Origin of the sequence: Paracoccus sp. UBA889 (assembly GCA_002294185.1) — a bacterium.
Lineage (GTDB): Bacteria > Pseudomonadota > Alphaproteobacteria > Rhodobacterales > Rhodobacteraceae > Paracoccus.
In genome coordinates this window covers 1-24931 of sequence record DBFD01000001.1, presented here as the reverse complement: position 1 = coordinate 24931, position 24931 = coordinate 1, and the positions used below count along the sequence as shown (strand labels likewise).

Genomic DNA, 24931 nt, shown 5'->3' with positions numbered 1-24931 from the left:
GCGCCCGCAGGCGCAATGTCGCGGCCCTCAGGCGCCCTTGTAGATGTCCACCAGCTTGCCCAGCATTTCCAGCGCATCCTCGCGCGAACGCTGAAAGCTGTTACGGCCGATAATGCTGCCATTGCCGCCGCCGTCGCGGATCGCGCGGGCATCGTCATAGACCGCATCCGCGCCCTTGGCGGCGCCGCCCGAAAAGACCACGATCCGGCGCCCCGCGAAGGCCGCCTGCATGCAGTGCTCGACACGCTTCGCCTGCGTCGCGATATCGATCTTCTTGTCCTCGTAGACCTTCTTGGCTTCGGGCAGCATCAGGTGATCGGTGGACAGCTTGATCTTGATCACATGCGCGCCGATCAGCGCCGCGATCTGGGCGGCATAGGCGGCGATGTCGATGGCGGTCTCGCCGTCCTTGGTGATCGCCTCGCCGCGCGGATACGACCAGATCACGGTGGCAACACCCTTGGCTGCGGCTTCCTTGCGCATCGCGACGATCTCTTCGAACATGTCCAGCGCCATGTCGCTGCCCGGATAGATCGTGAAGCCGATCGCCGCGCAGCCCAGCCGTAGCGCGTCGTCGACCGAGGCCGTGACCGCCTGGTTCTTGCCGGCCGTGTCGGACATCAGGCTGTTGGCGCTGTTGACCTTCAGGATGGTCGGGATCTGGCCCGCGAAGCTGTCCGCCCCGGCCTCGATCATGCCCAGCGGCGCGGCATAGGCATTCAGCCCCGCGTCGATGGCCAACTGATAATGGTAATGCGGATCATAGGCGGCAGGGTTGGGCGCGAATGACCGCGCCGGCCCGTGTTCGAAACCCTGATCGACGGGCAGGATGATCATCTTGCCGGTGCCCGCCAGCCTGCCGGTCATCAGCATCCGCGCCAGTTGCGCTTTCACCCCCGGCGTCTCGCCCTCGTAATGGGCCAGGATCCGGCGCACCGTGTCGGTCATCTGCATCGAAAAACTCCTTTGTGCTGGCGGTTGAATAGCATAGGCGCCGGGACTGGCAACGCTGGTGACGCTAACAGCCGGGGCGGGCAACGGTTTTCAACCTGAGGTGATGATCCGGCGCCCTCCCGGCCGACGGCGATGCAGCCCGGCGGCCGCGGGACCGTGCCAAACGGTCCGCGCCCGTCGGCCATCAGACCGTGTCGAGATACAGTTCGACCGTTTCCTCATCGGACAATTCGGCCATGTAGTGCAATTCCTGCCGCTTGGTGCGCAGATAATTGTCGATCAGATGTTCAGGAAAGATCCGACGAATCTCGGGGCAGGTATCGAAGGCATCGATCGCCTCGCCCCAATCAACCGGAAGCTGGGCCAGTTGCTGATCATAGGCATTGCCCTTGAAGGGCGCGGGGGCCTGAAGCCTGTCCTCGATCCCGTTCAGTGCCGCGCCAAGGATCGCCGCGACCGTCAGATAGGGGTTCACATCGCCACCCGCGACGCGATGTTCGATCCGCCGGGCCTTGGGGCCCGAAGACGGAATGCGGATCGCCGCCGTCCGGTTTTCATAGGACCAGCCGATCCCGGTCGGTGCATGGGCGTTGGGCACCAGCCGGTCATAGGAATTCTCGTGCGGCGCGAATAGCAGCGTCGATCCCGGCATGGCACGCAGACAGCCCGCAACGGCATGGCGCAGGGCTTCCGTGCCCTCGTCGCCGCCATTGTCGAAGATGTTCCGGCCATCCTTCGCGAGCACCGAAAAATGCATGTGCATCCCGTTGCCCGGCCAGGCGTCATAGGGTTTGGCCATGAAACTGGCCGCGAACCCGTAGGACCGCGCCACGCCCTTGACCAGCATCTTGAACAGCCATGTGTCGTCGGCGGCCTTCAGCGGATCGGCCTGGTGCATCAGGTTGATCTCGAACTGTCCCGGTCCGGCCTCGGAAATCGAAGTATCGACCGGGATGTCCATCGATTCGCAGGCATCGTAGAGCGTGGTGAAGAACTGGTCGAAGGCATCCAGGGCGCGCAGGCTCAGCACCTCGCCCCCGGTACGGCGCTTGCCCGAGCGCGGGCTGGGCGGCACGCGCAGGGTGCGGCCGGAATCGTCGATCAGGAAAAATTCCAGCTCGGTCGCCACGACGGGAACGAGGCCGGCGGCCTTGTAGCGGTCCACGACGCGGGCCAGGGCCTGACGCGGATCGCCGTCATAGGGCCGCCCGTCGGGATGGAACATCCACAGCGGCAGCAACGCGGTCGGCGCGTCCAGCCAGGGCATCGGCAGAAAGCCGCGTTCGGTCGGCAGCAGCAGACCGTCGGGATCGCCGGCCTCGAAGACCAGCGGGCTGTCTTCGATATCCTCGCCCCAGATATCCAGGTTCATCACCGAGAACGGAAATTTCGTGCCCTCGTCCACCAGCTTGTCGACGAAACGCGCCGCCACCCGCTTGCCGCGCGCGACGCCGTTCAGGTCGGCGGCGGCGACGCGGATGGTCTTGACGTCGGGATGTTGTCGCAGCCATTCCATCGGGATCATCTCAGCAGTTGCGGGCGGTATTTCAAACCGCGGGTGGCGCCGGGCAGATGGCGGTTCAGCCGCCTGTTGGCGACCCCGAAGAGGCCGATCAGGACCAGCGTGGCAAGGATGAAATATCCGGCCGCGATGGGATAGGCGACAAAGGGGTTGAAGGTCTTGTCGGCGAAATAGCTGGCGTAATAAAGCGCATCCCCGCGCTGCTGGAAAGCCGGAAAGCCGGAAAAGAAGACCAGCGCCGTCGCCTGGAACAGAAAGATTGCCTCGTTGGTATAGGACGGCCATGCCAGCCGCATCATCGTGGGCCACGTTACCCGGCGGAACTTGGCCCAGCCGGTCAGGCCATAGGCATCGGCGGCCTCCAGATCGCCCTTGGGCACCGACATCAGCGCGCCGTGAAAGATCTGCGCCGAATAGGCCGAGGTGTTCAGGATCAGCACCAGCAGCGCCCCCGCCCAAGCCTTTGTCAGCCAGCTTGTCGCGACCGTGAAGCCCATAACCTCGATTCCCGCCCGTGGCAGCATCACCAGCGCCTGGTAGGCAAGGAAGAACTGGATGAACAGCGGGCTGCCGCGGAACAGGAAGACAAAGCCTTCCGCCGGCTTGCGCGCCCAGGGACTGCGGCTGGCCTTGGCGACAGCCAGCGCATTGGCCAGAAAGAAGCCGAAGAACAACGCCATGGCCGCGAAATAGAGATTCCAGATCATGCCCGATCCGATCAGCGTGACCTGGTTGCAGAGGGTGAAATCGCTGCGCGGCAACAGCCGCTCGCCGATGCCGACCGAACGCAGGGCGTAATTGCCGATGTCCTCGGCACAGGGGATCATGCCGGCCCCGCCTGGCGCAACGCCTCGCCGCCCATCGTCGCCTGCCCGGCCGAAAGCCGCCGGGTCAGCCGAGCCAGCACCCGTTCAGAGACCCAGGTCATCAGCAGGTAGAAGACCAGGATGGCCAGAAAATAATAGAGCCGCCAGTCGGGATGGGGATAGCTGAAAGCCTGCGTCTTGGCACCGCCCAGATCCCGCGCCCAATAGACGATATCCTGGATTCCCAGCAGGAACAGCAGCGGCGTCGCCTTGATCAGGATCATCCACAGATTGGAAAGCCCGGGCAGCGCATAGGTCCACATCTGCGGAATCAGGACGCGGCGGTTCACCTGCCGCTGGCTCATTCCATAGGCCTCGGCGGTTTCCAGCTGCGCGCGCGGGACCGCATTCATCGCGCCATAGAGGACATTGGCCGCAAAGGCGCCGAATACAACCGAGAAGGCGACCACCGCCAGCGTGAAGCCATATCCTTCATGAACCCATTCCGGGCTCGTCGACAGCGGCATCTTGGCCGCCGCGCAGACGTTGAACTCGTTGCCCTGCCAGGGCGAGACAGGGTTGTCGCACAGGGCCCTGCTGCGCAGGAACTCGATCCCCTGATCCAGCGCGATGGGCACGAACAGAAAGAAGATGATGTCGGGGACGCCCCGCACCATCGCGGTGTAGATCTTGCCGAACCAGCGCAGGGGCGCGATCCGCGAACGCGAGGCCATCGCGCCGCCAAAGCCGAACAGCAGTGCCAGCGGCGCGGTCACCGCCAGCAACAGCAGCACCGTGCCGAAACTGGCATAGAACAGCAGATGCTTGCCCGATGTGAGGTAACACATCAGCCAGCTCAGCCCTTCAAGGGCTTTCGGATCGGCGCACTGGGCGAACATCGGATTGCGGCCGCGACCGAAAAGACGCGGCCAACCTTTTCAGATCATTCGAAAACCTTGGCGTCTTCGCCAAACCATTTCACGATCATCTCGTTCAGGCTGCCATCATCCTTCATCGACTGGATGGCGGTGTCGAACGTCTTCTTCAGATCGGTATCGGATTGACGCATCCCGATGCCGATACCGCCGCCAAGCGCGACCGCTTCGCCGGCCCAGACCAGTTCGCCATTCGATTCCGCGACCGAGGGTGCCAGGAAATCCTTGTCGGCGAAGACGGCGTCGGCCTCGCCGTTCTTGACGGCGGCGATGGTTTCGTCTCCGGTCGCGAATTCCAGCAGCGTCGCACCGGTTTCGGCCACATGGGCGGCCTGGATCGTGCCGGTCTGCGCGGCGATCACGCCGGCTTCGATGTCGGCATCCGCAGACAGCGCCGCATAGGCGCTATCGGCGGGCGGCGTATAGTTCTGGCTGAAGGCGATCACCTGCTCGCGCTCGGGGGTGATGCTCATCCCGGCCATGATCGTGTCGTAATTGCCCGAAACGAGGTTCGGAATGATCGAATCCCAATCATTCGTGACCCAGGTGCAATCCAGCTTGGCGCGTTTGCACAATTCATCGCCCAGTTCGCGTTCGAAGCCATCGACCTCGCCCGCATCGTTGATGAAGTTATACGGAGGATAGGCGCCCTCGGTGCCCATGCGGATCGTCTGGGCCATGCCCATGCCCGCGGTCAGCGCGAGGGCGGCGGCGGCAAGGATCAGTTTTTTCATTTTTCTCTCCTGTTGGTCGTCTCTTGTGAATTCCGAGTCTGGTGAACCTTAGGCGGCCATCGTCGCGCTGAGGAACTGGCGCAACCGCTGGGTCTGCGGATCGTTGAACAGCCGGTCCGGCGGTCCTTCCTCGCAGATCACGCCCTGATGCAGGAAAACGACATGGTCGCTGACATCGGCGGCCAGCCGCATGTCGTGGGTGACAAGGATCATCGTGCGGTGTTCCGCCGCAAGATCCTTGATCACCTTGACGACTTCCTGCTGCAATTCCGGATCCAGCGCGCTGGTCGGCTCGTCGAACAGCAGCGCGCGCGGCTGCATGCACAAGGCACGGGCTATGGCGGCGCGCTGTTGCTGACCGCCCGACAGCTGCGCCGGCCAGGCATCGCACTTGTCGCCGATGCCGACCTTGTCCAGCAGATCGCGGGCGCGACGCTCGACCTCGGTGCGAGGCTGGCCAAGCACCGTAAGCGGTGCCTCCATGACGTTTTGCAGCACCGTCATGTGCGACCACAGGTTGAACTGCTGGAAGACCATCGACAGGTTGGTTCGGAACCGCGTGACCTGCGCCCGGTCGGCCGGCGCGCGATGCGGGCCCTGGCCCTTCCAGCGCACCGCCTCGCCGTCAAAGACGATCTCGCCCTGCTGGCTGTTTTCCAGAAGATTGCAGCAGCGCAGCAGCGTGGACTTGCCCGAGCCGGACGAACCGATGAGGCTGAGCACATGCCCGCGCGGCGCGCTCATCGAGACGCCCTTCAGCACCTCGAGCTGGCCATAGGCCTTGTGCAGATCGGTGATGCGGATCACCGGCTGGTCCTGGGTCATGTCGGGCGTCTTGTCAGTCATGATCCGCGCATTGGGCGACAATCGGGCCGGTTTTGCAACGGGTCTCACGCGCGTCCGGCAGGGAAAGCGGCAAGTGCCGCAACGTCAGGCGATCTCGATCGAATATTTCTCGATCACCGTGTTTGCCAGCAAACCCTCGCACATCCGCGCCACCTCGGCGCGGGCGGTATCGGGATCGGCGGCGTCCAGATCCAGTTCGATCAGCTTGCCCTGACGAACGCTGCCGACCCCGCGATGGCCCAGCCCGCCAAGCGCGTGGCGGATCGCCTCGCCCTGCGGGTCCAGAACGCCGTCCTTCAGCATGATGGTAACGCGGGCTTTCATCGCTTTGTCCTTCAATTGATCGCGGTCGGCTTCAGGCTGGTCGTGTTGGCCGGCATCAGGCCCAGCCGGCGGGCGACCTCGGTATAGGCATCGGTCAGATTGCCCAGATCGCGGCGGAACACGTCCTTGTCCAGTTTCTGCCCGGTTTTCACGTCCCACAGGCGGCACGAATCGGGGCTGATCTCGTCGGCGACGATCAGGCGCATGAAATCGTTGTCCCAGACCCGGCCGATCTCGATCTTGAAATCGATCAGCTTGATGCCGACGCCGTAGAAGACCCCAGACAGGAAATCGTTCACCCGCAGGGCCAGGCTGACGATGTCGTCCAGATCCTGTTGCGTGGCCCAGCCGAAAGCGATGATATATTCCTCGGAAACCATCGGATCGCCCAGTTCGTCGTTCTTGAAGCTGTATTCGACGATCGGGCGCGGCAGCAGGGTGCCCTCTTCCAGGCCCAGCCGCTTGGACAGCGAGCCCGCGGCGAAATTGCGCACGATCACCTCCAGCGGCACGATCTCGACCTGGCGGATCAGCTGCTCGCGCATGTTGATGCGGCGGATGAAGTGGTTTGGCACACCGATATTGGTCAACCCGTTCATGAAGAATTCAGACAGACGGTTGTTCAGCACGCCCTTGCCCTCGATGGTGGCGCGCTTCTGGGCGTTGAAGGCGGTGGCGTCGTCCTTGAAATACTGGACCAGCGTGCCCGGCTCGGTGCCTTCGTAAAGGATCTTGGCCTTGCCTTCATAGACTTTCTTGCGCCGCGGTGCCATCTGGGGCCGTCCTTTCGCCTGTCGCTCGTCCTGCGGCTTATCGCAGAACCGTCCTCGGGGGCAATACGAAGGCTTGCAGCGCGGCCTTCCAGCAGGGATAACGGGACGGACCGATAGCAGGAGGCCACGAGATGACCACCTTTGACGACCGCGAGCGTGGATATGAATCGAAATTCGCGCATGACGCGGATCTGCAATTCCGGGCCGAGGCGCGGCGAAACCGGCTGCTGGGCGAATGGGCCGCCGGTGTTCTGGGCAAGACCGGCGAGGATGCGCGGACCTATGCGATGACGGTCGTGACCTCGGATTTCGAGGAACCGGGCGAAGAGGATGTCTATCGCAAGGTCGCATCCGACCTGGAGGGCAAGGCCGACAGCGCGACGATCCGCGCGAAGATGGCCGAGCTGACGCTCGAGGCGCGCCGGCAAATCCTGGAAGAGGGCAAGTAGGATCCCGCCGCCGGGCGCCGCAGGACAGGCGACATTGCAGGCTGCATTTGCGTTGCGGGCGCCTTGCCGACCGATGCAGGGACAAGGCCCGGCACGCGGCGGGCGATGACCGAAGGGCCCAGGTCGATGTCCCGACGAGACCCGGCATTCCTTGGGGCGCCATGACGGCGATCCGGGCAGGAAGCCGCACGAAAGGGCGCGAAGCCCTGTTCAGGCGGCGGCCGCCTCGGCGCGGGGATAGCGCAGGGCCATGGTGATCCCGCGCGCCGCATTCAGGATCATCAGCGCCGCCCACAGTCCGTGATTGCCGAAGATCGGCGGCAGCGTGACGACGGCCAGCCCATACAGCGCCACGGACTGGATCATCGCGATGCGCATGTCGCGGGTCATCGTCGCGCCGATGAAGATGCCGTCGAACATCCAGCTTGCAATGCCGATCAGCGGTGCGGCGCCCATCCAGAACAGGTAAAGGCGCGCCTCGGTCCGGACCGCCGGCGCCGTCGTCAGCAGATCGATGATCGCGCCGCCCGCGACCCAGAAGGCAAGACCCAGAACCAGCGCCCCGCCGATCCCCCATTGCGAGGTCAGGATCGCGGCGCGGCGCAACCGGTCGGGCCGCCGCGCCCCCACCGCCTGTCCCACCAGGCTTTCGGCCGCAAAGGCGAAACCGTCCAGCGCGAAGGCGGTCAGCGACAGGAACTGCACCAGCACCTGATTGGCCGCCAGCGTCACATCCCCTTGCGCCGCGCCCAGAAACAGGAACGAGGTGAAGCTGGCCTGCAACAGCACGGACCGGATCATGATGTCGACGTTCACGCGCAAAAGCCGGTTCAGCTTGTCGCGGGCAAACAGCGTGGTCAGCCGCCGCGCCGCGCCGGCCGCAGCGCGCAGGGCGTGGCGGGCGAAATACAGCCCCAGAACCACCCCACCCCATTCCGAGATCAGCGTGGCCCAGGCGACCCCCGCGACGCCCAGTCCCAGGCCCAGCACGAACCACAGATCCAGCATCACGTTCAGCCCGTTCTGCAAGACCTGCAAGGCCAGCACGGCGCGCGTGCGCTCGATCGCGATCAGCCAGCCGGTCAGTGCGTAAAGCGCGATGGTCGCGGGCGCGCCCCAGATGCGGATCGTCAGATAATCACGGGCCAGCGCCTCGACCTCGGCCGAGGCCGGGGCCAGGCGGAAGGCGGCCCAGAAGAGCGGCGCCCGAGCCAGTATCATCGCCAGCCCGACCGCACCGGCGATGGTCAGCGCACGCAGCAGATGGGCGCCGACCTGCGCGCCGTCGCCCGCGCCGTGGCTTTGCGCGACAAGCCCCGAGGTGCCCATCCGCAAGAAGCCGAAGACCCAGTAGATCGAGGTCAGGATGACCGCGCCGATGCCAACCGCGCCGATGGGTTCGGCTTGACCAAGCTGGCCCACGACGCCGGTATCGACCAGCCCCAAGAGCGGCACGGTCGCGTTCGACAGCACGATCGGCAAGGCGATGTTCAGCACCCGCCGATGACTCAGCGGGCCGATCTCGGGCGCGGCCATCGCTCAGGGCTGCGGCATCAGGAAATGGCCGGTCGCCTGTGCCATAAGGCGGGCGCGGTTATCCTGCCAGGCCTCGACATGGACGCTGGCATAGCGCCGGCCCGACCGTACCACACGGGCGCGGGCATAGGCATCGCGTGGCAGGCCCGATCGCAGGTAATCCACCGTGAAGCCGATCGTCTTGGGCAGGCGCGGCAGGCTGTCGGGAACCGCCGCATCCGGCGCGATGCGGCCGGATTCCAGATCCTCCCACATCGCGGACCATGACAATTCGATGATCGCGGTCACCTCCAGAAAGGCGGCCGTCACGCCGCCATGGATCGCGGGCAGCGCGGGGTTGCCGATCAGCTTGTCATCGAAGGGCAGGATCGCGGTCAGCTCGTCGCCCCTGCGATCAAAGCGGATGCCCAGCCATGTCATGTAGGGCACCCCCGTCGCCAGCGCCCGCAGCGCCGAATCGCGGCGCGTCTTGATCTGGTCCAGCGGTTCGTTGCGGTCCATCATCGCGCCTGCCTTTCCGCGGTGAAGGTGCCGGCGGCGGTGGCGACCGGGTTGTCGCCGTCCTCGTCCAGCGCCACCGCGCGAAGAAAGGCGACGCTGCGGGTCATGTGATAGCATTCCGCCCGCGCGGTGATCCGCTGTCCCGGCGCCGCCCCGCGCATGTAGTCGATGCGCAGATCGATGGTCGCGGTGGATCGCGGGCTTGAGGGATGCGACATCACCGCCGCGCCGCAGCAGGTGTCCATCAGCGCCGAGACGACCCCGCCATGAACGATCCCCGTCCGCGGATCGCCGACCAGATGTTCGGACCAGGGCATGCTGATGGTGGCCCGCCCCTCGCCCAGATCGTCGACGCGCATTCCCAGGGCCCGCGCGTGGGGAATGCTGTCGATGAATTGCTGCGCGATCCGTGCCCGATCGCCGCTGTCCAAGCCGCCCGATTCGTCCGTCATCGCGTTCTCCTGCCACCTGGCCCCGCGCAAGGCTTACCCGCGCCCGCCCCGGCTGCTCAACCCCTGCCCGGCCGAATGCGCGTTCCGGTTGAGATGCGCGCGCCGAAACGCTAGCCTTTGAGCCAGCGGCAGGGAGATCGGGATGGCCGAGGAGCAGACAATCTCTTTCAAGGACATGTGCGCCCGTTTCGACGTGACGCCCCGCACCCTGCGCTATTACGAATATATCGAACTGCTGAGCCCCCGAAAGGAAGGCCGGGCGCGATTCTATGGCGCGCGCGAGATCGCGCGGATGACGCTGATCCTGCGCGGGCGGCGTTTCGGATTCTCGCTGGAAGACATCCGGCAATGGCTGCTGATCTACGAACAGAAGGGCTCGCGCCAGCAATACGAGGTCTGGCTGGATCTGGCCGACCGGCAGCTGGGGGTGCTGGACCGCCAGATTGCCGACCTTCAGGCGGCGCGGCAGGATCTGGCGGAATTGCGCGAAACGGCCGCTGCCGAACTGAAGACCATGAAGTGACGCGGCGTTCCATCTTTACGTTCGCGTCAACTTCGCGCTATCGGTGGCCACAGAAGGGCAGCCGGTGAACGAGGAGGAACCGCACCCCATGTCCGAAAAGCTGATGACGATCCGCCAGATGTGCGAGGCGTTCGGCGTCACCCCGCGCACGCTGCGCTTTTACGAGGCGCGCGAACTGATCTTTCCCGAACGTCGCGGCCAGCACCGGCTGTATGATCGCAGGGATCGCGCGCGGCTGACGCTGATCCTGCGCGGCAAGCGGTTCGGTTTCAGCCTGGAACAGATCCGCCAGCTTCTGGAGCTGTACCAGCCGGGCGGAGCCAACAGGACGCAGATCGCCGCGACCATCGGGATCGCGCGCGAACGCCTGTCGGACATGGAAACCCAGTATGCCGAACTGAGCGAGGCGATCGCCGATCTCAGGCAGCAACTGGCGGATGCGGAAGACCGGCTGGCCGCTGCCCCGCGCGACACCTCGAGAGGATAGAGCCATGCCGATCTACACCCCCCCCGTCCGCGACCTGCAATTCGGTCTGCACGACGTGCTGAAAATCCAGCAATCCGGCCTGCCCGGCCATGACGAGCTGGATCGCGATTTCACCGAGGCCGTGCTGGACGCGGCGGGCAAGCTGTCGACCGAGGTTCTGGCGCCGCTGAACATGGTTGGCGACCGGCAGGGCTGCCGGCTGGAAAACGGCGTGGTGCGCACCCCGGACGGGTTCAAGGCGGCTTTCGAGCAGATGAAGGAAGGCGGCTGGACCGCGCTGGATTGCGACCCCGAATATGGCGGTCAGGGGATGCCCTATGTCCTGGGCCTGGCCACGGGCGAATTGTTCGTCAGCGCCAACATGGCCTTCAACATGTATCAGGGCCTGACCCACGGCGCCTATTCCGCCATCCACGCCCATGGCACCGATGAACAGAAGCAGACCTGGCTGCCCAGGATGGTCAGCTGCGACTGGACCGGCACGATGAACCTGACCGAGCCGCATTGCGGCACCGACCTGGGCTTGCTGCGCACCAGGGCCGAACCGCAGGATGACGGCAGCTATCTGATCACCGGGCAGAAGATCTTCATCTCGGCCGGCGATCACGACATGGCCGAGAACGTGATCCATCTGGTGCTGGCCAAGGCGCCGGGCGGCGGCGAGGGCACCAGGGGCATCTCGCTGTTCATCGTGCCCAAGTTCCTCGTCAACGAGGACGGCTCGCTGGGCGATCGCAACGGCGTCTCGGTCGGCAATCTCGAAGAAAAGATGGGCATTCACGGCAACGCCACCTGCGTGATGAATTACGACGGTGCCAAAGGCTGGCTGCTGGGCGATCTGCACAAGGGAATGCGGGCCATGTTCACGATGATGAACGAGGCGCGGATGGGCGTAGGCCTGCAAGGCTATGCCAGCGCAGTCGCCGCCTATCAAAGCGCGGTGGATTATGCAAAGGACCGGCTGCAGGGCCGGGCCGTGACAGGGGCAAAAAACCCCTCGGGCCCGGCCGATCCGCTGATCGTGCATCCTGATATCCGTCGCAGCCTGATGGACCAGAAAAGCTTTCTGGAAGGCGCGCGAATGCTGTCGCTGTGGGGGGCACATCTGATCGACAAGGCCCATCAGGGCGACGCGGAAGCCGAAGGGCTGATCTCGCTGCTGACCCCGGTCATCAAGGGCTTTCTGACCGACAAGGGGTTCGAGACGACGGTTCTGGCGCAGCAGATCTACGGCGGCCACGGCTATATCGAGGAACATGGCATGAGCCAGTTCGTCCGCGACGCCCGGATCACGATGATCTACGAAGGCGCCAACGGCGTGCAGGCACTGGATCTGGTGGGTCGCAAGCTGGCGGCCGCGGGCGGCAAGCCGATCACGGGCTTCTTCGAGATGATAAAATCCTTCTGCAAGGACCATGCCGAAGGCCCCCTTGCGGATGATTTCATTGCGCCGCTGAAAGCCGCCTCGAAGGATCTTCAGACGGCCGCAATGTTCTTCATGGAACGCGGCATGAAGAACCCTGACGACGCGCTGGCGGGCAGCTATGACTTCATGCACCTGCTCGGCCATGTCGCGCTTGGCTTCATGTGGGCGCAGATGGCGGTCGCGGCCCACGCGGCTTTGGCGGCCGGCGGCGATGCGTCCTTCGCGACCACCAAGCTGGCCACCGGACGCTATTACATGCAGCGGCAATTGCCGATGACGGCAACGCATCTGGCGCGTATCCAGTCGGGTGCCGATCCCGTCATGGCACTGGATGCGGAAGCCTTCTGATCCGGCACTCAGGGCAGAGAGGCCGCATGGGTATTTGTGCAACGAAGATGCACAATGAATGTGCACCGGAAGGTGCGCCCCGGCCTCTTCCCCCTTCCGGCGGATCAGGCGTTATCGGCCCAGAAACCGGGGCGGCTTCTCCGTTGGCGGTCATCGGCTCCCCAGCCTGTACCGCAATCGGGGATCTAGCAGGGCAGGGTTGAAGAAGGGTTAATCGGTGCCCTTCTTCGTTGTGGAAATACCCCGCGGGGGTGCGGGGGCGCGAAGCCCCCGCGGTGAAGGAGGAATGATGACGGCAATACTCTGGTGCTTTGGCGAATCGGGCAATGCCTACAAGGCGGCGCTGACGATGGAACTGGCGGGCTATGGCTGGCGACCCGTCTACGTCGATTTCTTCAATGGCGAGACGCGCGGCCCGGAATTCCGCGCCCTCAACAAGATGGGCGAGGTGCCGGTCTTTCGCGAGGGCGACCTGACGCTGACGCAATCGGCCGTGATCCAGATGCATGTCGCCGAGAAAACCGGGCGGTTCATGGGCAGCGACCGCAACGAAACCTTGCGCTGGTTGATGTTCGACAACCACAAGCTGTCGGCGCAGGCCGGACCGTTGCGGTTCCTGATGAATTTCCTGCCAGCCGAGAAGCGCCCTCAGGGCGGCATCGACTGGCTGAGGGGGCGTCTGAACGCCGCCCTGACGATCCTGAACGATCATCTGTCCGACCGTGCCTGGGTCGCTGATGACACCCCGACCATCGCCGATTTCGCCTGCTGCGGCTATCTGTTCTACCCCGAGCCTTTTGGCTTCGTGCGCGGCGACTGGCCAAATATCGACCGCTGGCTGGACGGCATCTCCGCCCTGCCCGGCTGGAAAAGCCCCTATGACCTGATGCCCGGAAACCCTTCGGACCGGGCGCCCAAGGAGGATACATGACCGACGCATTCATCTATGATGCCGCCCGCACCCCGCGCGGCAAGGGTCGAGCCGATGGCAGCCTGCACGAGGTCACCTCGCTGGCCTTGTCCGCGCGGCTGCTGAACGCCGTCAAGCAGCGCAACAACCTGGAAGGCCACGCGGTCGAGGACCTGATCTGGGGCAATGTCACGCAGGTCAAGGAGCAGGGGGGCTGTCTGGCCCGAAGCGTCGTTCTGGCCTCGGATCTGGACGAATCCATCCCCGGCCTGTCGATCAATCGCTTCTGCGCCAGCGGCATGGAGGCGGTGAACCTGGCCGCCAACCAGATCCGCGGCGGCGCGGGCAGCGGGTATCTCGCCGGTGGCGTGGAAATGATGGGCCGCGTGGGCATGGGCAGCGATGGTGCCGCCATCGCGGTCGATCCCGGCCTGGCCATGAAAAGCTATTTCGTCCCGCAAGGCATCAGTGCCGATATCATCGCCACCGAATACGGCTTTACCCGCGAGGATGCCGACGCACTGGCCGCCGAAAGCCAGCGCCGCGCGTCACGAGCGTGGGAGGAGGGCCGGTTCGACCGCTCGATCGTGCCGGTTCTGGATCAGAACGGGCTGACCATCCTGGATCGCGACGAATACATGCGGCCCGGGACCAAGGCCGAGGATCTGGCCAGGCTGAAACCCAGTTTCAAGGACATGGGCGAGACGATGCCCGGCTTCGACCGGGTGGCGATGCTGAAATATCCGCATCTGGATCATATCGAGCATATTCACCATGCCGGAAACAGCAGCGGCATCGTGGACGGCGCCGCCGCGGTGCTGATCGGAAACGAGGATTTCGGCAAGGCATGGGGCCTGAAACCCCGCGCCCGCATTCGTGCCACCGCCAAGGTCGGCACCGATCCCACGATCATGCTGACCGGGCCGGTGCCGGTGACCGAAAAGATCCTGCGCGACAGCGGCCTGTCGATCGGCGATATCGACCTGTTCGAGGTGAACGAGGCCTTCTCGGCCGTTGTCCTGCGCTTCATGCAGGCGTTCCAGATCAGCCCCGACAGGGTGAACGTCAACGGCGGCGCCATTGCCATGGGCCACCCGCTGGGCGCGACCGGAGCGATCATCATCGGCACCCTTCTGGACGAACTGGAACGACAGGACAAGACCCTGGGTCTGGCAACCCTGTGCATCGCGTCCGGCATGGGCGCGGCCACCATCATCGAGCGCGTGTGAGGGCGAAGGACATGACCGATTTCACCATGGAGAAAGGCGCCGACGGCGTCGCAATCGTTACCTGGGACGTGCCCGGAAAGTCGATGAACGTGCTGTCGATGGACGGCGCGGCGGAACTGGACGCGCTGATCGACGAGGCGCTGGCGGACGAGGCCGTCAAGGGCATCGTCATCACCTCGGGCAAGCAGGATTTCGCGGCCGGGATGGATCTGAACGTCATCGCCGGGATGAAGGAACAGGGCGGCGCGCAGGGCGTCTTTGACGGGGTGATGAAACTGCATCACCTGCTGCGCAAGATCGAACGGGCGGGCATGGATCCGAAGTCGCTCAAGGGCGGCAAACCCATCGCCGCCGCCCTGCCCGGCACGGCACTTGGAATCGGGTTGGAACTGCCGCTGGCAACCCATCGCATCTTCGCGGCCGACAACGCCCGCGCCAAGATCGGCCTGCCCGAGATCATGGTCGGCATCTTTCCCGGCGGTGGCGGCACGACCCGGCTGGCGCGCAGGCTGGGGGCGATGGCCGCCGCGCCCTTCCTGCTGGAAGGCAAGCTTTGCGATCCCGGGAAAGCCCGGGCCGCCGGCCTGATCGACGAGGTGGTGGACGACCCCGTTGCCGCCGCGAAGGACTGGGTTCTGCGTGCCAGCGACGCCGATCTGGTCAAGCCCTGGGACCAGAAGGGTTACAAGATGCCCGGCGGCGAGCCGTTCCACCCGGCCGGCTTCATGACCTTCGTCGGCGCCTCGGCCATGGTGCATGGCAGGACCATGGGGGTCTATCCGGCCGCCAGGGCGTTGTTGTCGGCGGTCTATGAGGGGGCAATGGTGCCCTTTGACCAGGCACTGCGAATCGAGGCGCGCTGGTTTACGAACGTGCTGATGAATCCCAGCAGCGGCGCCATGATCCGCAGCCTGTTCATCAACAAGGAAGCACTGGAAAAGGGTGCGAACCGTCCCGATCAGCCCGATCAGAAGGTCGCGAAGGTCGGCATTCTCGGCGCCGGCATGATGGGCGCGGGCATCGCCCATGTCAGCGCCATGGCCGGGATCGAGGTCGTCCTCATCGACGCGAAACAGGACGCCGCCGACAGGGGCAAATCCTATTCCGAGGGGCTGCTGGACAAGGCGATCAGCCGCAAGAAGGCGACCGAGGAGAAGAAGTCCGAGGTGCTGGCCCGGATCAACGCCACCACGGATTACGCGGCGCTGGACGGCTGCGACCTGATCGTGGAGGCCGTGTTCGAGGATCCGCAGATCAAGGCCGAGGTCACGAAGAAGGCCGAGGCCGTGATCGGCAAGGACGCGATTTTCGCCACCAACACCTCGACCCTGCCGATCAGCGATCTGGCGAAAGCCAGCGCCCGGCCCGAACAGTTCATCGGCATCCATTTCTTCAGCCCCGTGGACAAGATGATGCTGGTCGAGATCATCAAGGGCCGCGCCACCGGCCCGCGTGCCGTCGCCAAGGCGCTGGATTTCGTGCGCCAGATCCGCAAGACGCCGATCGTCGTCAACGATGCCCGCTTCTTCTATGCCAACCGCTGCATCATCCCCTATATCAACGAGGGCATCCGCATGGTGGCCGAGGGCGTGAACCCGGTCCTGGTGGAAAACGCCGCCAAGATGATGGGAATGCCGCTGGGACCGCTGCAACTGGTCGATGAGACCTCGATCGATCTGGGCGTCAAGATCGCCAAGGCCACCCGCGCCGCGATGGGCGACGCCTATCCCGATGCGGCGGTGGACGAGGTGCTGTTCCGGATGGCCGATGAGGGCCGGCTGGGGCGCAAGTCGAATGCGGGTTTCTACGCCTATGACGACACGGGCAAGCGGCAGGGCCTGTGGGACGGTCTGGCGGCGCGATACCCGCGCGCCGATGAGCAGCCCGGCCTGACCGATGTGCAGCACCGGCTGATGTTCGCCCAGACGCTGGAGGCCGTCCGCGCGCTGGAGGATGGCGTGCTGGAGGATATCCGCGAAGGCGATGTCGGCGCGATCCTGGGCTGGGGCTTCGCGCCCTGGACGGGCGGGCCCTTCGGCTGGCTCGACATGCTGGGTGCGGCCCGCGCGGTCGAGATCTGCGAGGATCTGGCCGAACGCCATGGCGCGCGGTTCGCCTGCCCCGCACTGTTGCGCGACATGGCCGCCAAGGACCAGACCTTCTATGGCCGATTCGGCCAGCAGAAACAGGCTGCCTGAACCACCCTGCGCCGCCGGCCCCGGTCTGGACCGGCGGCGCGGAATCCGATGGAAATTCCGCCGGCGAAGGCCCGGTCCTGCAAACGCCGCCGCGGCGCCACACGGCCGGGAACGCGGTCGCGGCGCAGGTTCAGCGCCGGATCTGCGCGCGATTGTGTCCGCCAGGCAACAGCACCCCGGAATCCGGCGAACCTTTCGCGCCCCTGCTTTGTTGAACCGCGACGCAAAGCCCGTATGCTGCGCCGCAACAGACATCGCCGCCTGCAGCATCACGAAAGGATCTGCCGATGACCGAAGACACGCGCCGCCGCGCCGAGGCCGCCCGCAAGGATATCGAGGACGTGACCTCGGTCATGCTGCCCGAACCCGGCGCCGAACCCGTCGGCCTCGAACAGGCCGATGCGCAGACCTCGGCCGAGATCCGCAAACGCATGGACGAGATCGATCTGACCGATTCCGGTTCCATCGTGCGCTTTGGCACCACCGCGCAATCGGGTCTTCAGGAAATCAGCCAGAACATGCTGTCGGATGTGCGCAACAAGGATGTGGGTCCGGCCGGGGAAAGCCTGCGCGAGATCGTGACCACGATCCGTGGATTCTCGACCTCGGAACTGGATGTGCGGCGGTCCCGGTCGTGGTGGGAAAAGCTGCTGGGCCGTTCGGCGCCCTTCGCGAAATTCGTGGCCAACTACGAAAACGTCCAGACCCAGATCGACCGCGTGACCTCGGACCTGGAAGGGCACGAGCAGCGTTTGCTGAAAGACATCAAGGGGCTGGACCTGCTTTATGACCGGACGCTGAAATTCTATGACGAATTGGCGCTGTATATCGCGGCCGGCGAAGAAAAGCTGCGCGAACTGGACAGCCGGGTGATCCCGGCCAAAGATGCCGAGATGAACGCGGCGGGCGAGGCCGATCAGGTGATGGAGGCGCAGGAATTGCGCGATCTGCGTGCGATCCGCGACGATCTGGAACGCCGCGTCCACGATCTGAAACTGACCCGCCAGGTGACGATGCAGTCCCTGCCCTCGATCCGGCTGGTGCAGGAAAACGACAAGTCGCTGGTCACCAAGATCAACTCGACCCTGGTGAACACGGTGCCGCTTTGGGAAACCCAGCTTGCCCAGGCCGTTACCATCCAGCGCAGCGCCGAGGCCGCCCGCGCGGTCAAGGAAGCCAGCGACCTGACCAACGACCTGCTGACCCGCAATGCCGAAAACCTGCGCAGCGCCAACGCGGCGATCCGGACCGAGACCGAGCGCGGCGTCTTCGACATTGATGCGGTCAAGACCGCCAATGCCCAGCTGATCTCGACCATCGAGGACAGTCTTCGCATCGCCGACGAGGGCCGCGCCCGCCGGGCCGCCGCCGAAGAGGATCTGACCCGGATGGAGGGCGAATTGCGCGATGCCCTGTCGCAGGCCAGCGCGGCACGGCGCTCCGACGAGACCGCGCCCCCGGCCCGGAGCCCAAGGTCATGATTGATGCAGGCCGCCTCCTGCCGCGCCTGCGGCCCGTGCCAGGCCTTGTGGCGCTGGCGGTCCTGGCCGCCTGCGCCAAGGGCCCGGCGATCGGTCCGGCCCCGCCCCCGCCAAGGCCCGATAACATTCATCACGCCGCCGAAAGCGCCGATCAGGCAAGGCTGCGCAAGGCCCGTGCCCAGCGGAACCGCGCCGCGAACGAGGCTGCGGGTCAGGCCGTCCAGACCAGCGGCCGCAACAGCCGGCAGCAGCGCCTGGCCTACGCCGAGACCGAGGCGCGGCTGCTGTCCCAGGGCCGGCTGCGCCGCGACCGCATCCCGCAAGACGCGCCGATCGACGCCGAAAGCCTGACCCGCGATTTTCTTGCGATCGCGCTACGTGACGAATACAGCCGCGATGGCGGCAACCTGGTGGCCAGCGCCCGCATCGCGCCGCTGCGGCGATGGCAGGAACCGGTGGCGATGCAGGTCGAATTCGGTGCCTCGGCCGATGCTGCGACCCGCAGCCTGTATCGCACCGAGATCGGCCGCTATGCCGCGCGACTGTCCCGTATCAGCGGCCATCCGGTGCGGCTGACGGCCAGCGGCGGCAATTTCATCGTCCTCGTGCTCAGCGACGACGAGCGTCGCCGCATCGGCCCGCGCCTGGCGCGTCTGGTGCCCGGCATTCCCGAACGGGATATCCGGATCATCGAAAATCTGGATGACGACAATTTCTGCACCGCTTTCGCCTATGCCCAGGGCGCGGCCGCCGATTATTCCCGCGCCGTTGTGCTGATCCGCGCTGAATTGCCGCCGCTTCTGCGCGATTCCTGCCTCCACGAGGAACTGGCGCAGGGCATGGGCCTGTCCAATGACAGCCCCGATGCGCGGCCCTCGATCTTCAACGACGACGAGGAATTCGCGCTGCTGACCCGACACGACGAATTGCTGTTGCAGATTCTCTATGACCGCCGGCTCAGGCCCGGCATGACCGAGGCCGAAGCCGCCCCCATCGTCCGCCGGATCGCCGGTGAATTGCTTGGCGAAAGCGCCTGACAGGGCGGTGCCGCGCTTGCGCGGAACAGGCGCTTTGGCCCATGATTGACAGCGGCGCAGCGCCGCCAGGAGGCATATGATGGCGCTTTTCGACATCCTCGGCGGCGAATTCATTGAGATCATCGAATGGACCGACGACAGCCGCGACACCATGGTCTATCGCTTTCCGACCGTCGGCAAGGCGATCAAATACGGCGCGAAGCTGACCGTCCGCGAGGGGCAGTCCGCCGTCTTCGTGCATGAAGGCCAGCTTGCGGATGTCTTCGGACCCGGGCTTTATCTGCTGGAAACCAACAACATGCCGGTGCTGACGCGGCTTCAGCACTGGGACCATGGCTTCCGCAGCCCCTTCAAGTCCGAGATCTATTTCGTCAACACGACCCGCTTCAACGATCTGAAATGGGGCACACGGAACCCGGTCATCGCCCGCGACCCGGAATTCGGCCCGGTCCGGCTGCGCGCCTTCGGCACCTATTCCATGCGCGTGACCCAGCCTGCGCGCTTCATGTCCGAAATCGTCGGCACGGACGGCGAATTCACCCGTGACGAGATCAGCTTTCAGATCCGCAACGTGATCGCGCAGGAGTTTTCGCGCATGATCGCGGGATCAGGGATCCCGGTGCTGGATCTGGCGGCCAATACCGGCCAGTTGGGCAAGATGGTTGCCCGCGCGATCGAACCGGTGATCACCGCCTACGGCCTGTCGATCCCGGAATTCTACATCGAGAATATCAGCCTGCCCGAGGCGGTCGAAGCGATGCTGGACAAGCGCACCTCGATGGGGATCATCGGCGATCTGGACCGGTTCGGCCAATATGCGGCCTCCGAGGCGATGCTGAACGCCAGCCGCAATCCGGGCGGCGCGGGGGCGGGAATGGGCGCGGCGATGGGGGCCGCGATGGGCATGGGCATGGCCCGGCCCGGCCCTTGGGGGCCGCAGCCGCAGCCCGCGCCGCAACCCGCCGCCGCCGCCGTGCCGCCGCCCCTGCCCGACAGGCAGGTCGAAACGGTCTGGCACATCGCCGAGGGCGGGCAGGCGCAGGGCCCCTATGGGCGCGGCCATCTGGGCCGGCTGGTCTCGGAAGGCCGGTTCGGCCGCGACACGCTGGTCTGGACGCCCGGTCAGGACGGCTGGCTGCCCGCCGACGAGGTGCCTGAACTGGCACAGCTCTTTACCATGATGCCGCCGCCGTTGCCGGGCTGATCCGGGCGCCGATGCCGACCCCGCAGACCGAATATCGCTATCCCTGCGAAAATTGCGGCGCCAGCCTGCGATTCCGTCCCGGACAGCAGGTGCTTGTCTGCGATTATTGCGGCTACGAACAGCGCATCGGTGGCGGCGCCGCGCGCGCGCCGGCGCGCCAGTCGAAAGGCGGGGCCGAGGCCGAGGCCGCGATCCTCGCCAATCCCGAAACCGGCCGCGCGCTGCAATGGGACGCGGCGCACAAATCCCCCGATCTTCAGGAAGTGCCGCTGGATCGGGGTCTGCGACTGGACGCGGATTCCGCCATCGCGCAAGACGTGCGCACCCTGTCCTGTCCCAATTGCGGCGCCCGGTTCGAGATCTCGGGCGACAGCCATGCCGCCGTCTGCCCCTTCTGCGCCACGCCGGTGGTCACCGATACCGGCACCAGCCGCAGGATCAAGCCGCAGGGCGTCCTGCCCTTCGCGCTGACCGAGACACAGGCGCGCAAGGCGATGGAGGACTGGCTGGGCGGGCTGTGGTTCGCGCCCTCCGGTCTGACCGCCTATGCCCGGCGCGGTCGCCGGATGCGGGGCGTCTATCAGCCCTTCTGGACATTCGACGCCGATACCGTTTCGGCCTATTCCGGCCAGCGCGGCGACGCCTATTACGAAACGATCCATGTCACTCAAGAGATTGACGGCCGCCAGCAGCGCGTGCCCCGTCAGGTCCGCCGCATCCGCTGGCGCCCGGTTGGGGGCCGCGTGACGCGGCGCTTCAACGATGTTCTGGTGCTGGCCTCCGCCTCGCTTCCGCGCCGTTTCTCGGACGGGATGACGCCCTGGGATCTGTCGCATCTGCGTCCCTACAGCCCCGAATATCTGGCCGGTTTCGAGGCCGAGGGCTATACGATCCCGCTGGCGGACGGCCATGCCATCGCGCGCCAGGACATGGCAGGGGTCATCCTGAACGACGCCCGCCGCGATATCGGTGGCGATGAACAGCGCGTCGACCGGATCCAGACCGATTACGCGGCCGAGACCTTCAAGCATATCCTGCTGCCGGTCTGGGCCGCCGCCTATCGCTATAACGGCCGCAGCTTCCGCTTCGTGGTCAACGGCCAGTCCGGGCGGGTGATGGGTCAGCGGCCCTGGTCGGTCTGGAAGATCGCGGCCGCGATTCTTGCCGCTCTGGTTGCTCTGGCGGTTTTCCTGTATCTCGGTCAGGCAGGCGGTTATGTGTAGTTCGGCCGGGGTGCGGACGGATTGTCATACCGGGATGGTGAGGGGGCTGGAATGATCCTGTGCGCGGGCGAATCGCTGATCGACATGGTGCCCGAGAACGGCAATTTCCGCCCGCTGGCGGGCGGGGCGGTCTATAACACCACGGTCGCGCTTGGCCGTCTGGGTGAACCCACCGCCTATCTGTGGCCGATCAGCCGCGATCCCTTCGGCGAGGTGCTGCTGCGTCCGCTGCTGGAGGCCGGGGTCAATGTCGATCTGTGCCCGCGCACCGACCGGCTGACGACGCTGGCGCTGGTCACGCTGATCGGCGGCGATGCGCATTACGCCTTCTACGACGAGGGTTCCGCCGGCCGGATGCTGGCGCCCGAAGACATTCCCGCCCTGCCCGCCGATATCGAGGCGATCTTCGTGGGCGGGATCAGCCTTGTTCCCGATCCCTGCGGCGCCGCGATCGAGGCGCTGGTGGCGGCCAATCACCACGATCTGCCGGTGATGATCGACCCGAATATCCGCCCGTTCTTCATCCAGGATGCGGCTGCCTTTCGCGATCGCCTGTCCCGCCTGCTGCCCCTCGCCGATATCGTGAAATTGTCCTCGGATGATCTGGAATGGCTTCATCCCGGCCTTTCGTCCGAAGATGCCGCGCGCGAGGTTCTGCGAGGCGGAACCGGCATCGTGCTGCAAACCGGCGGCGCTTCGGGGGCGCGCGCTTTCTGGGCCGGCGAGACCGTCAGTGCCCCGGCCGTGCGCACCAATGTCGCCGACACGATCGGCGCGGGCGACACTTTCAACGCGGGCGTTCTGGCCAGCCTGCGCCGCCAGGGTGTGCTGACGAAGCAGGGCCTGGCATCGATCGGCCCCGGCCAGATCCGCGGCGCGCTGAGCCTTGGCGCGCAGGCCGCCGCGATCACCGTCTCGCGCGCCGGCGCGAATCCGCCCTGGGCACATGAAATGCCTGCCGAGGTCACCTACCCCTAGCCGGGGCTTGCGATGCCCGACGGCTCACGCGCCGTTTCCGCCAAGGGCAGAAGCGGCGCGTCGCGCATTTTCATCTGACGGCTTTCGGGCGATCCCCGTTCCCGCCGTTCCCCATCTTCGCGCGGCGGCAGAGCCGATCGCGAAAAGATCAGCCGCCAATCACGCGGCCAGACTTCTCGGCAAGCTTGGCGCGGTTCCAGAGCCGGTCCATCTCGGCCAGATCGCTGTCCTCGGGGCGGCGGCCCTCGGCGGCCAGGGCGGCCTCGATGGCGCGGAAACGGCGGGTGAATTTCGCATTGGCGCGGCGCAGGGTCCGTTCGGGGTCGATCTTCAGATGCCGCGCCAGATTGGCCATGACGAACAGAAGATCGCCGAATTCTTCCTCCATCGCCCCCGGGTCCGACAACTCTTGCGCCTCGACCAGTTCGGCGGTCTCCTCGGCGATCTTGGCCAGAACGTCGCCCGGACCGGGCCAGTCGAAACCCACCCGCGCGGCCCGGTTCTGCAACTTGATCGCGCGGGTCAGCGCCGGCAACCCCAGGGCTACGCCGTCCAGCGTCCCGCCTTCGGCCTTGCCGGCCCGCTCGGCGGCCTTGATCGCCTCCCAGTCCTGGACCTGCTGTTCGGCCGACTTGTCGCGGGATTCGTCGCCGAAGACATGCGGATGGCGGAACACCAGCTTGTCCGAGATGGCGGCCGCGCAATCGGCGAAATCGAACAATCCCGCCTCTTCCGCCATCCGGGCGTGAAAGACGACCTGCAGCAGCAGGTCGCCCAGTTCGCCCGGCAATTCGTCCCAGGCCTCGCGCTGGATCGCATCCTCGACCTCGTGCGCCTCTTCGATCGTATAGGGCGCGATCGAGGCGAAATCCTGCTGGATATCCCAGGGGCATCCGGTTTCGGGATCGCGCAGCGCGGCCATGATCCGCAGCAGGCGCAGGATCTCGGCCTGGGGATCGCGACGTCGCGAGGAGGAACTGGTATCGGCCATTGCTTTTCCCGGTCCGAGCGGTGCAGATGCCCCGACTGCCACAGAGAAAGGCGCAAGTCCACATGCCCGTGCTGAACCGCATCGCCGATTTCGCAGACCAGATGACCGCGTGGCGCCGCCACCTTCATCAGCATCCCGAACTGGGCTTCGACTGCCACATGACCGCCGCTTTCGTGGCCGCGCGACTGCGCGAATTCGGCGTGGACCAGATCCACGAGGGCATCGGCCGGAGCGGCATCGTGGCCATCATCGAAGGCCGGGGCGACGGGCCGACCATCGGATTGCGCGCCGACATGGACGCGCTGCCGATGGATGAGACGACCGGCTTGCCCCACGCCTCGCAGGTCGCCGGGCGGATGCATGCCTGTGGCCATGACGGCCATACGACGATGCTGCTGGGGGCGGCGAAATATCTGGCCGAGACCCGCAATTTCGGCGGCCGGGTGGCGCTGATCTTTCAGCCGGCCGAAGAGGATGGCGGCGGCGGCGACGCCATGGTCCGCGAGGGCATGATGGATCGCTTCGGGATCAGCCGCGTCTTTGCGATGCATAACAGCCCCGGACAGGAAACCGGCAGCTTCCAGACCACGCCGGGCCCGATCATGGCCGCGGTGGACCGCTTCGACATCCATGTGAAGGGACAGGGCGGCCATGGTGCGATGCCGCATCTGACCGCCGATCCGGTCGTCGCGGCTGTGGCCATCGTCAGCGCGATCCAGACGATTTCAAGCCGCAACCATTACGCGCTGGACGACCTGGCGCTGTCGGTGACGCAGATTCATACCGGCAGCGCGGATAACGTCGTGCCCGACGGCGCCTGGATCTGCGGAACCGTGCGCAGCTTCGAGCCGCATGTCCGCGACATGGTGCGCCGCCGTATGGCGCAGATCTGCGATGGTCAGGGCGCGGCCTATGACGTTTCGGTGACGCTGGACTATCAGCAGGGCTATCCGGCCACGGTGAACGATCCGCGCGAGACCGATTTCGCCGTCGCGGTCGCGCGCGAGATCGCCGGAGAGGCCAGGGTCATCGCCGATGCTGGCCGCGAGATGGGGGCCGAGGAT

The 24931-nt window shown here is 65.6% G+C and carries 25 protein-coding genes; 13 read left to right on the top strand and 12 right to left on the bottom strand.

Features of this window, described 5'->3' with window-relative positions:
- Positions 1 to 27 precede the first annotated feature (27 nt).
- From B4L36_RS00125 to purC, 8 genes are all read right to left on the bottom strand, one after another.
- On the bottom strand, positions 28 to 954 hold the full coding sequence (locus B4L36_RS00125) for a class I fructose-bisphosphate aldolase (protein ID WP_292950635.1): 927 nt from the start codon (positions 952 to 954) through the stop codon (positions 28 to 30).
- 184 nt (positions 955 to 1138) lie between these two features.
- Entirely contained in the window at positions 1139 to 2470 is a 1332-nt protein-coding gene (locus B4L36_RS00120; protein ID WP_292950633.1) for a glutamine synthetase family protein, read from the bottom strand.
- A gap of 5 nt (positions 2471 to 2475) precedes the next feature.
- Positions 2476 to 3303: an ABC transporter permease gene (locus tag B4L36_RS00115; RefSeq protein ID WP_414692116.1), complete on the bottom strand. Its 828-nt coding sequence runs from the start codon at positions 3301 to 3303 to the stop codon at positions 2476 to 2478.
- Positions 3300 to 4181 (bottom strand): ABC transporter permease, encoded by an 882-nt coding sequence (locus tag B4L36_RS00110; RefSeq protein WP_292950631.1) that lies wholly within the window; start codon positions 4179 to 4181, stop codon positions 3300 to 3302. The genes B4L36_RS00115 and B4L36_RS00110 overlap by 4 nt, the downstream gene beginning before the upstream one ends.
- Before the next feature lie 44 nt (positions 4182 to 4225).
- Positions 4226 to 4951, bottom strand: coding sequence for a transporter substrate-binding domain-containing protein (locus tag B4L36_RS00105; protein WP_292950629.1), 726 nt, complete (start codon positions 4949 to 4951; stop codon positions 4226 to 4228).
- A 48-nt stretch (positions 4952 to 4999) separates the two neighbouring features.
- On the bottom strand, positions 5000 to 5797 hold the full coding sequence (locus B4L36_RS00100) for an ABC transporter ATP-binding protein (RefSeq protein ID WP_292950627.1): 798 nt from the start codon (positions 5795 to 5797) through the stop codon (positions 5000 to 5002).
- 84 nt (positions 5798 to 5881) lie between these two features.
- Positions 5882 to 6121 carry a phosphoribosylformylglycinamidine synthase subunit PurS gene (gene purS, locus B4L36_RS00095; protein ID WP_292950625.1) on the bottom strand — a complete coding sequence of 80 codons (240 nt, stop codon included), beginning with the start codon at positions 6119 to 6121 and terminating at the stop codon, positions 5882 to 5884.
- Between the two features lie 11 nt (positions 6122 to 6132).
- Complete coding sequence (purC, locus tag B4L36_RS00090) at positions 6133 to 6894, bottom strand: phosphoribosylaminoimidazolesuccinocarboxamide synthase (protein ID WP_292950623.1); 762 nt, start codon at positions 6892 to 6894, stop codon at positions 6133 to 6135.
- A gap of 131 nt (positions 6895 to 7025) precedes the next feature.
- On the opposite strand from purC, the gene B4L36_RS00085 reads away from it, so the two are divergent.
- On the top strand, positions 7026 to 7343 hold the full coding sequence (locus tag B4L36_RS00085) for a DUF1476 domain-containing protein (RefSeq protein ID WP_292950621.1): 318 nt from the start codon (positions 7026 to 7028) through the stop codon (positions 7341 to 7343).
- Between the two features lie 210 nt (positions 7344 to 7553).
- Here the strand turns inward: B4L36_RS00085 and B4L36_RS00080 are convergent, their stop codons facing one another.
- The 3 genes from B4L36_RS00080 to B4L36_RS00070 are packed head-to-tail and all read right to left on the bottom strand — an operon-like array spanning position 7554 to position 9832.
- The gene (locus B4L36_RS00080) at positions 7554 to 8879 is read right to left on the bottom strand and encodes an MATE family efflux transporter (RefSeq protein ID WP_292950619.1); all 1326 of its coding nucleotides are present in this window, start codon (positions 8877 to 8879) and stop codon (positions 7554 to 7556) included.
- A 3-nt stretch (positions 8880 to 8882) separates the two neighbouring features.
- Positions 8883 to 9383: a PaaI family thioesterase gene (locus B4L36_RS00075; RefSeq protein WP_292950617.1), complete on the bottom strand. Its 501-nt coding sequence runs from the start codon at positions 9381 to 9383 to the stop codon at positions 8883 to 8885.
- The gene (locus B4L36_RS00070) at positions 9380 to 9832 is read right to left on the bottom strand and encodes a PaaI family thioesterase (RefSeq protein ID WP_292950615.1); all 453 of its coding nucleotides are present in this window, start codon (positions 9830 to 9832) and stop codon (positions 9380 to 9382) included. Before B4L36_RS00070 ends, B4L36_RS00075 begins: the two co-directional genes overlap by 4 nt.
- A 142-nt stretch (positions 9833 to 9974) precedes the next feature.
- Here B4L36_RS00070 and B4L36_RS00065 point away from each other — a divergent pair, with 142 nt between their 5' ends.
- The 11 genes from B4L36_RS00065 (at position 9975) to B4L36_RS00015 (ending at position 22876) form a co-directional block, all read left to right on the top strand.
- Positions 9975 to 10355 carry a MerR family transcriptional regulator gene (locus B4L36_RS00065; RefSeq protein WP_292950613.1) on the top strand — a complete coding sequence of 127 codons (381 nt, stop codon included), beginning with the start codon at positions 9975 to 9977 and terminating at the stop codon, positions 10353 to 10355.
- A gap of 88 nt (positions 10356 to 10443) precedes the next feature.
- Positions 10444 to 10842, top strand: a complete 399-nt coding sequence (locus tag B4L36_RS00060; protein ID WP_292950611.1) for a MerR family transcriptional regulator — start codon at positions 10444 to 10446, stop codon at positions 10840 to 10842.
- A gap of 4 nt (positions 10843 to 10846) precedes the next feature.
- Entirely contained in the window at positions 10847 to 12616 is a 1770-nt protein-coding gene (locus tag B4L36_RS00055) for an acyl-CoA dehydrogenase C-terminal domain-containing protein (RefSeq protein WP_292950609.1), read from the top strand.
- A gap of 289 nt (positions 12617 to 12905) precedes the next feature.
- Positions 12906 to 13547 (top strand): glutathione S-transferase family protein, encoded by a 642-nt coding sequence (locus B4L36_RS00050; protein WP_292950607.1) that lies wholly within the window; start codon positions 12906 to 12908, stop codon positions 13545 to 13547.
- Positions 13544 to 14755, top strand: coding sequence for an acetyl-CoA C-acetyltransferase (locus tag B4L36_RS00045; protein WP_292950605.1), 1212 nt, complete (start codon positions 13544 to 13546; stop codon positions 14753 to 14755). Before B4L36_RS00050 ends, B4L36_RS00045 begins: the two co-directional genes overlap by 4 nt.
- A gap of 11 nt (positions 14756 to 14766) precedes the next feature.
- Positions 14767 to 16953 carry a 3-hydroxyacyl-CoA dehydrogenase NAD-binding domain-containing protein gene (locus B4L36_RS00040; RefSeq protein WP_292950603.1) on the top strand — a complete coding sequence of 729 codons (2187 nt, stop codon included), beginning with the start codon at positions 14767 to 14769 and terminating at the stop codon, positions 16951 to 16953.
- Between the two features lie 287 nt (positions 16954 to 17240).
- On the top strand, positions 17241 to 18434 hold the full coding sequence (locus tag B4L36_RS00035; protein ID WP_292950601.1) for a toxic anion resistance protein: 1194 nt from the start codon (positions 17241 to 17243) through the stop codon (positions 18432 to 18434).
- A 35-nt stretch (positions 18435 to 18469) separates the two neighbouring features.
- On the top strand, positions 18470 to 19471 hold the full coding sequence (locus B4L36_RS00030) for a DUF2927 domain-containing protein (RefSeq protein WP_292950599.1): 1002 nt from the start codon (positions 18470 to 18472) through the stop codon (positions 19469 to 19471).
- Between the two features lie 79 nt (positions 19472 to 19550).
- A complete protein-coding gene (locus tag B4L36_RS00025) occupies positions 19551 to 20675 on the top strand; it encodes an SPFH domain-containing protein (protein WP_292950597.1) in 1125 nt (374 codons plus the stop codon).
- An 11-nt stretch (positions 20676 to 20686) separates the two neighbouring features.
- The gene (locus tag B4L36_RS00020) at positions 20687 to 21898 is read left to right on the top strand and encodes a zinc ribbon domain-containing protein (RefSeq protein WP_292950595.1); all 1212 of its coding nucleotides are present in this window, start codon (positions 20687 to 20689) and stop codon (positions 21896 to 21898) included.
- Between the two features lie 51 nt (positions 21899 to 21949).
- Positions 21950 to 22876 carry a carbohydrate kinase family protein gene (locus tag B4L36_RS00015; protein ID WP_292950593.1) on the top strand — a complete coding sequence of 309 codons (927 nt, stop codon included), beginning with the start codon at positions 21950 to 21952 and terminating at the stop codon, positions 22874 to 22876.
- Between the two features lie 148 nt (positions 22877 to 23024).
- On the opposite strand, the gene mazG is transcribed toward B4L36_RS00015, so the two are convergent.
- Complete coding sequence (gene mazG, locus B4L36_RS00010; RefSeq protein WP_292950591.1) at positions 23025 to 23867, bottom strand: nucleoside triphosphate pyrophosphohydrolase; 843 nt, start codon at positions 23865 to 23867, stop codon at positions 23025 to 23027.
- 62 nt (positions 23868 to 23929) lie between these two features.
- Here mazG and B4L36_RS00005 point away from each other — a divergent pair.
- Positions 23930 to 24931: amidohydrolase (locus tag B4L36_RS00005; RefSeq protein WP_292950589.1), on the top strand; the 1002-nt coding region annotated here is incomplete at its 3' end.

Excerpts from the sequence above, each read along its gene's own strand:
- B4L36_RS00100 (WP_292950627.1), bottom strand. The coding sequence starts at position 5,797 with ATGACTGACAAGACGCCCGACATGACCCAGGACCAGCCGGTGATCCGC.
- B4L36_RS00025 (WP_292950597.1), top strand. The coding sequence starts at position 19,551 with ATGGCGCTTTTCGACATCCTCGGCGGCGAATTCATTGAGATCATCGAA.
- B4L36_RS00045 (WP_292950605.1), top strand. The coding sequence starts at position 13,544 with ATGACCGACGCATTCATCTATGATGCCGCCCGCACCCCGCGCGGCAAG.
- B4L36_RS00050 (WP_292950607.1), top strand. The coding sequence starts at position 12,906 with ATGACGGCAATACTCTGGTGCTTTGGCGAATCGGGCAATGCCTACAAG.
- B4L36_RS00110 (WP_292950631.1), bottom strand. The coding sequence starts at position 4,181 with ATGTTCGCCCAGTGCGCCGATCCGAAAGCCCTTGAAGGGCTGAGCTGG.
- B4L36_RS00080 (WP_292950619.1), bottom strand. The coding sequence starts at position 8,879 with ATGGCCGCGCCCGAGATCGGCCCGCTGAGTCATCGGCGGGTGCTGAAC.
- B4L36_RS00015 (WP_292950593.1), top strand. The coding sequence starts at position 21,950 with ATGATCCTGTGCGCGGGCGAATCGCTGATCGACATGGTGCCCGAGAAC.
- B4L36_RS00040 (WP_292950603.1), top strand. The coding sequence starts at position 14,767 with ATGACCGATTTCACCATGGAGAAAGGCGCCGACGGCGTCGCAATCGTT.
- B4L36_RS00065 (WP_292950613.1), top strand. The coding sequence starts at position 9,975 with ATGGCCGAGGAGCAGACAATCTCTTTCAAGGACATGTGCGCCCGTTTC.
- mazG (WP_292950591.1), bottom strand. The coding sequence starts at position 23,867 with ATGGCCGATACCAGTTCCTCCTCGCGACGTCGCGATCCCCAGGCCGAG.
- B4L36_RS00035 (WP_292950601.1), top strand. The coding sequence starts at position 17,241 with ATGACCGAAGACACGCGCCGCCGCGCCGAGGCCGCCCGCAAGGATATC.
- B4L36_RS00075 (WP_292950617.1), bottom strand. The coding sequence starts at position 9,383 with ATGATGGACCGCAACGAACCGCTGGACCAGATCAAGACGCGCCGCGAT.
- B4L36_RS00115 (WP_414692116.1), bottom strand. The coding sequence starts at position 3,303 with ATGATCCCCTGTGCCGAGGACATCGGCAATTACGCCCTGCGTTCGGTC.
- purS (WP_292950625.1), bottom strand. The coding sequence starts at position 6,121 with ATGAAAGCCCGCGTTACCATCATGCTGAAGGACGGCGTTCTGGACCCG.
- B4L36_RS00120 (WP_292950633.1), bottom strand. The coding sequence starts at position 2,470 with ATGGAATGGCTGCGACAACATCCCGACGTCAAGACCATCCGCGTCGCC.
- B4L36_RS00085 (WP_292950621.1), top strand. The coding sequence starts at position 7,026 with ATGACCACCTTTGACGACCGCGAGCGTGGATATGAATCGAAATTCGCG.
- B4L36_RS00060 (WP_292950611.1), top strand. The coding sequence starts at position 10,444 with ATGTCCGAAAAGCTGATGACGATCCGCCAGATGTGCGAGGCGTTCGGC.
- B4L36_RS00070 (WP_292950615.1), bottom strand. The coding sequence starts at position 9,832 with ATGACGGACGAATCGGGCGGCTTGGACAGCGGCGATCGGGCACGGATC.
- B4L36_RS00105 (WP_292950629.1), bottom strand. The coding sequence starts at position 4,951 with ATGAAAAAACTGATCCTTGCCGCCGCCGCCCTCGCGCTGACCGCGGGC.
- purC (WP_292950623.1), bottom strand. The coding sequence starts at position 6,894 with ATGGCACCGCGGCGCAAGAAAGTCTATGAAGGCAAGGCCAAGATCCTT.
- B4L36_RS00020 (WP_292950595.1), top strand. The coding sequence starts at position 20,687 with ATGCCGACCCCGCAGACCGAATATCGCTATCCCTGCGAAAATTGCGGC.
- B4L36_RS00055 (WP_292950609.1), top strand. The coding sequence starts at position 10,847 with ATGCCGATCTACACCCCCCCCGTCCGCGACCTGCAATTCGGTCTGCAC.
- B4L36_RS00125 (WP_292950635.1), bottom strand. The coding sequence starts at position 954 with ATGCAGATGACCGACACGGTGCGCCGGATCCTGGCCCATTACGAGGGC.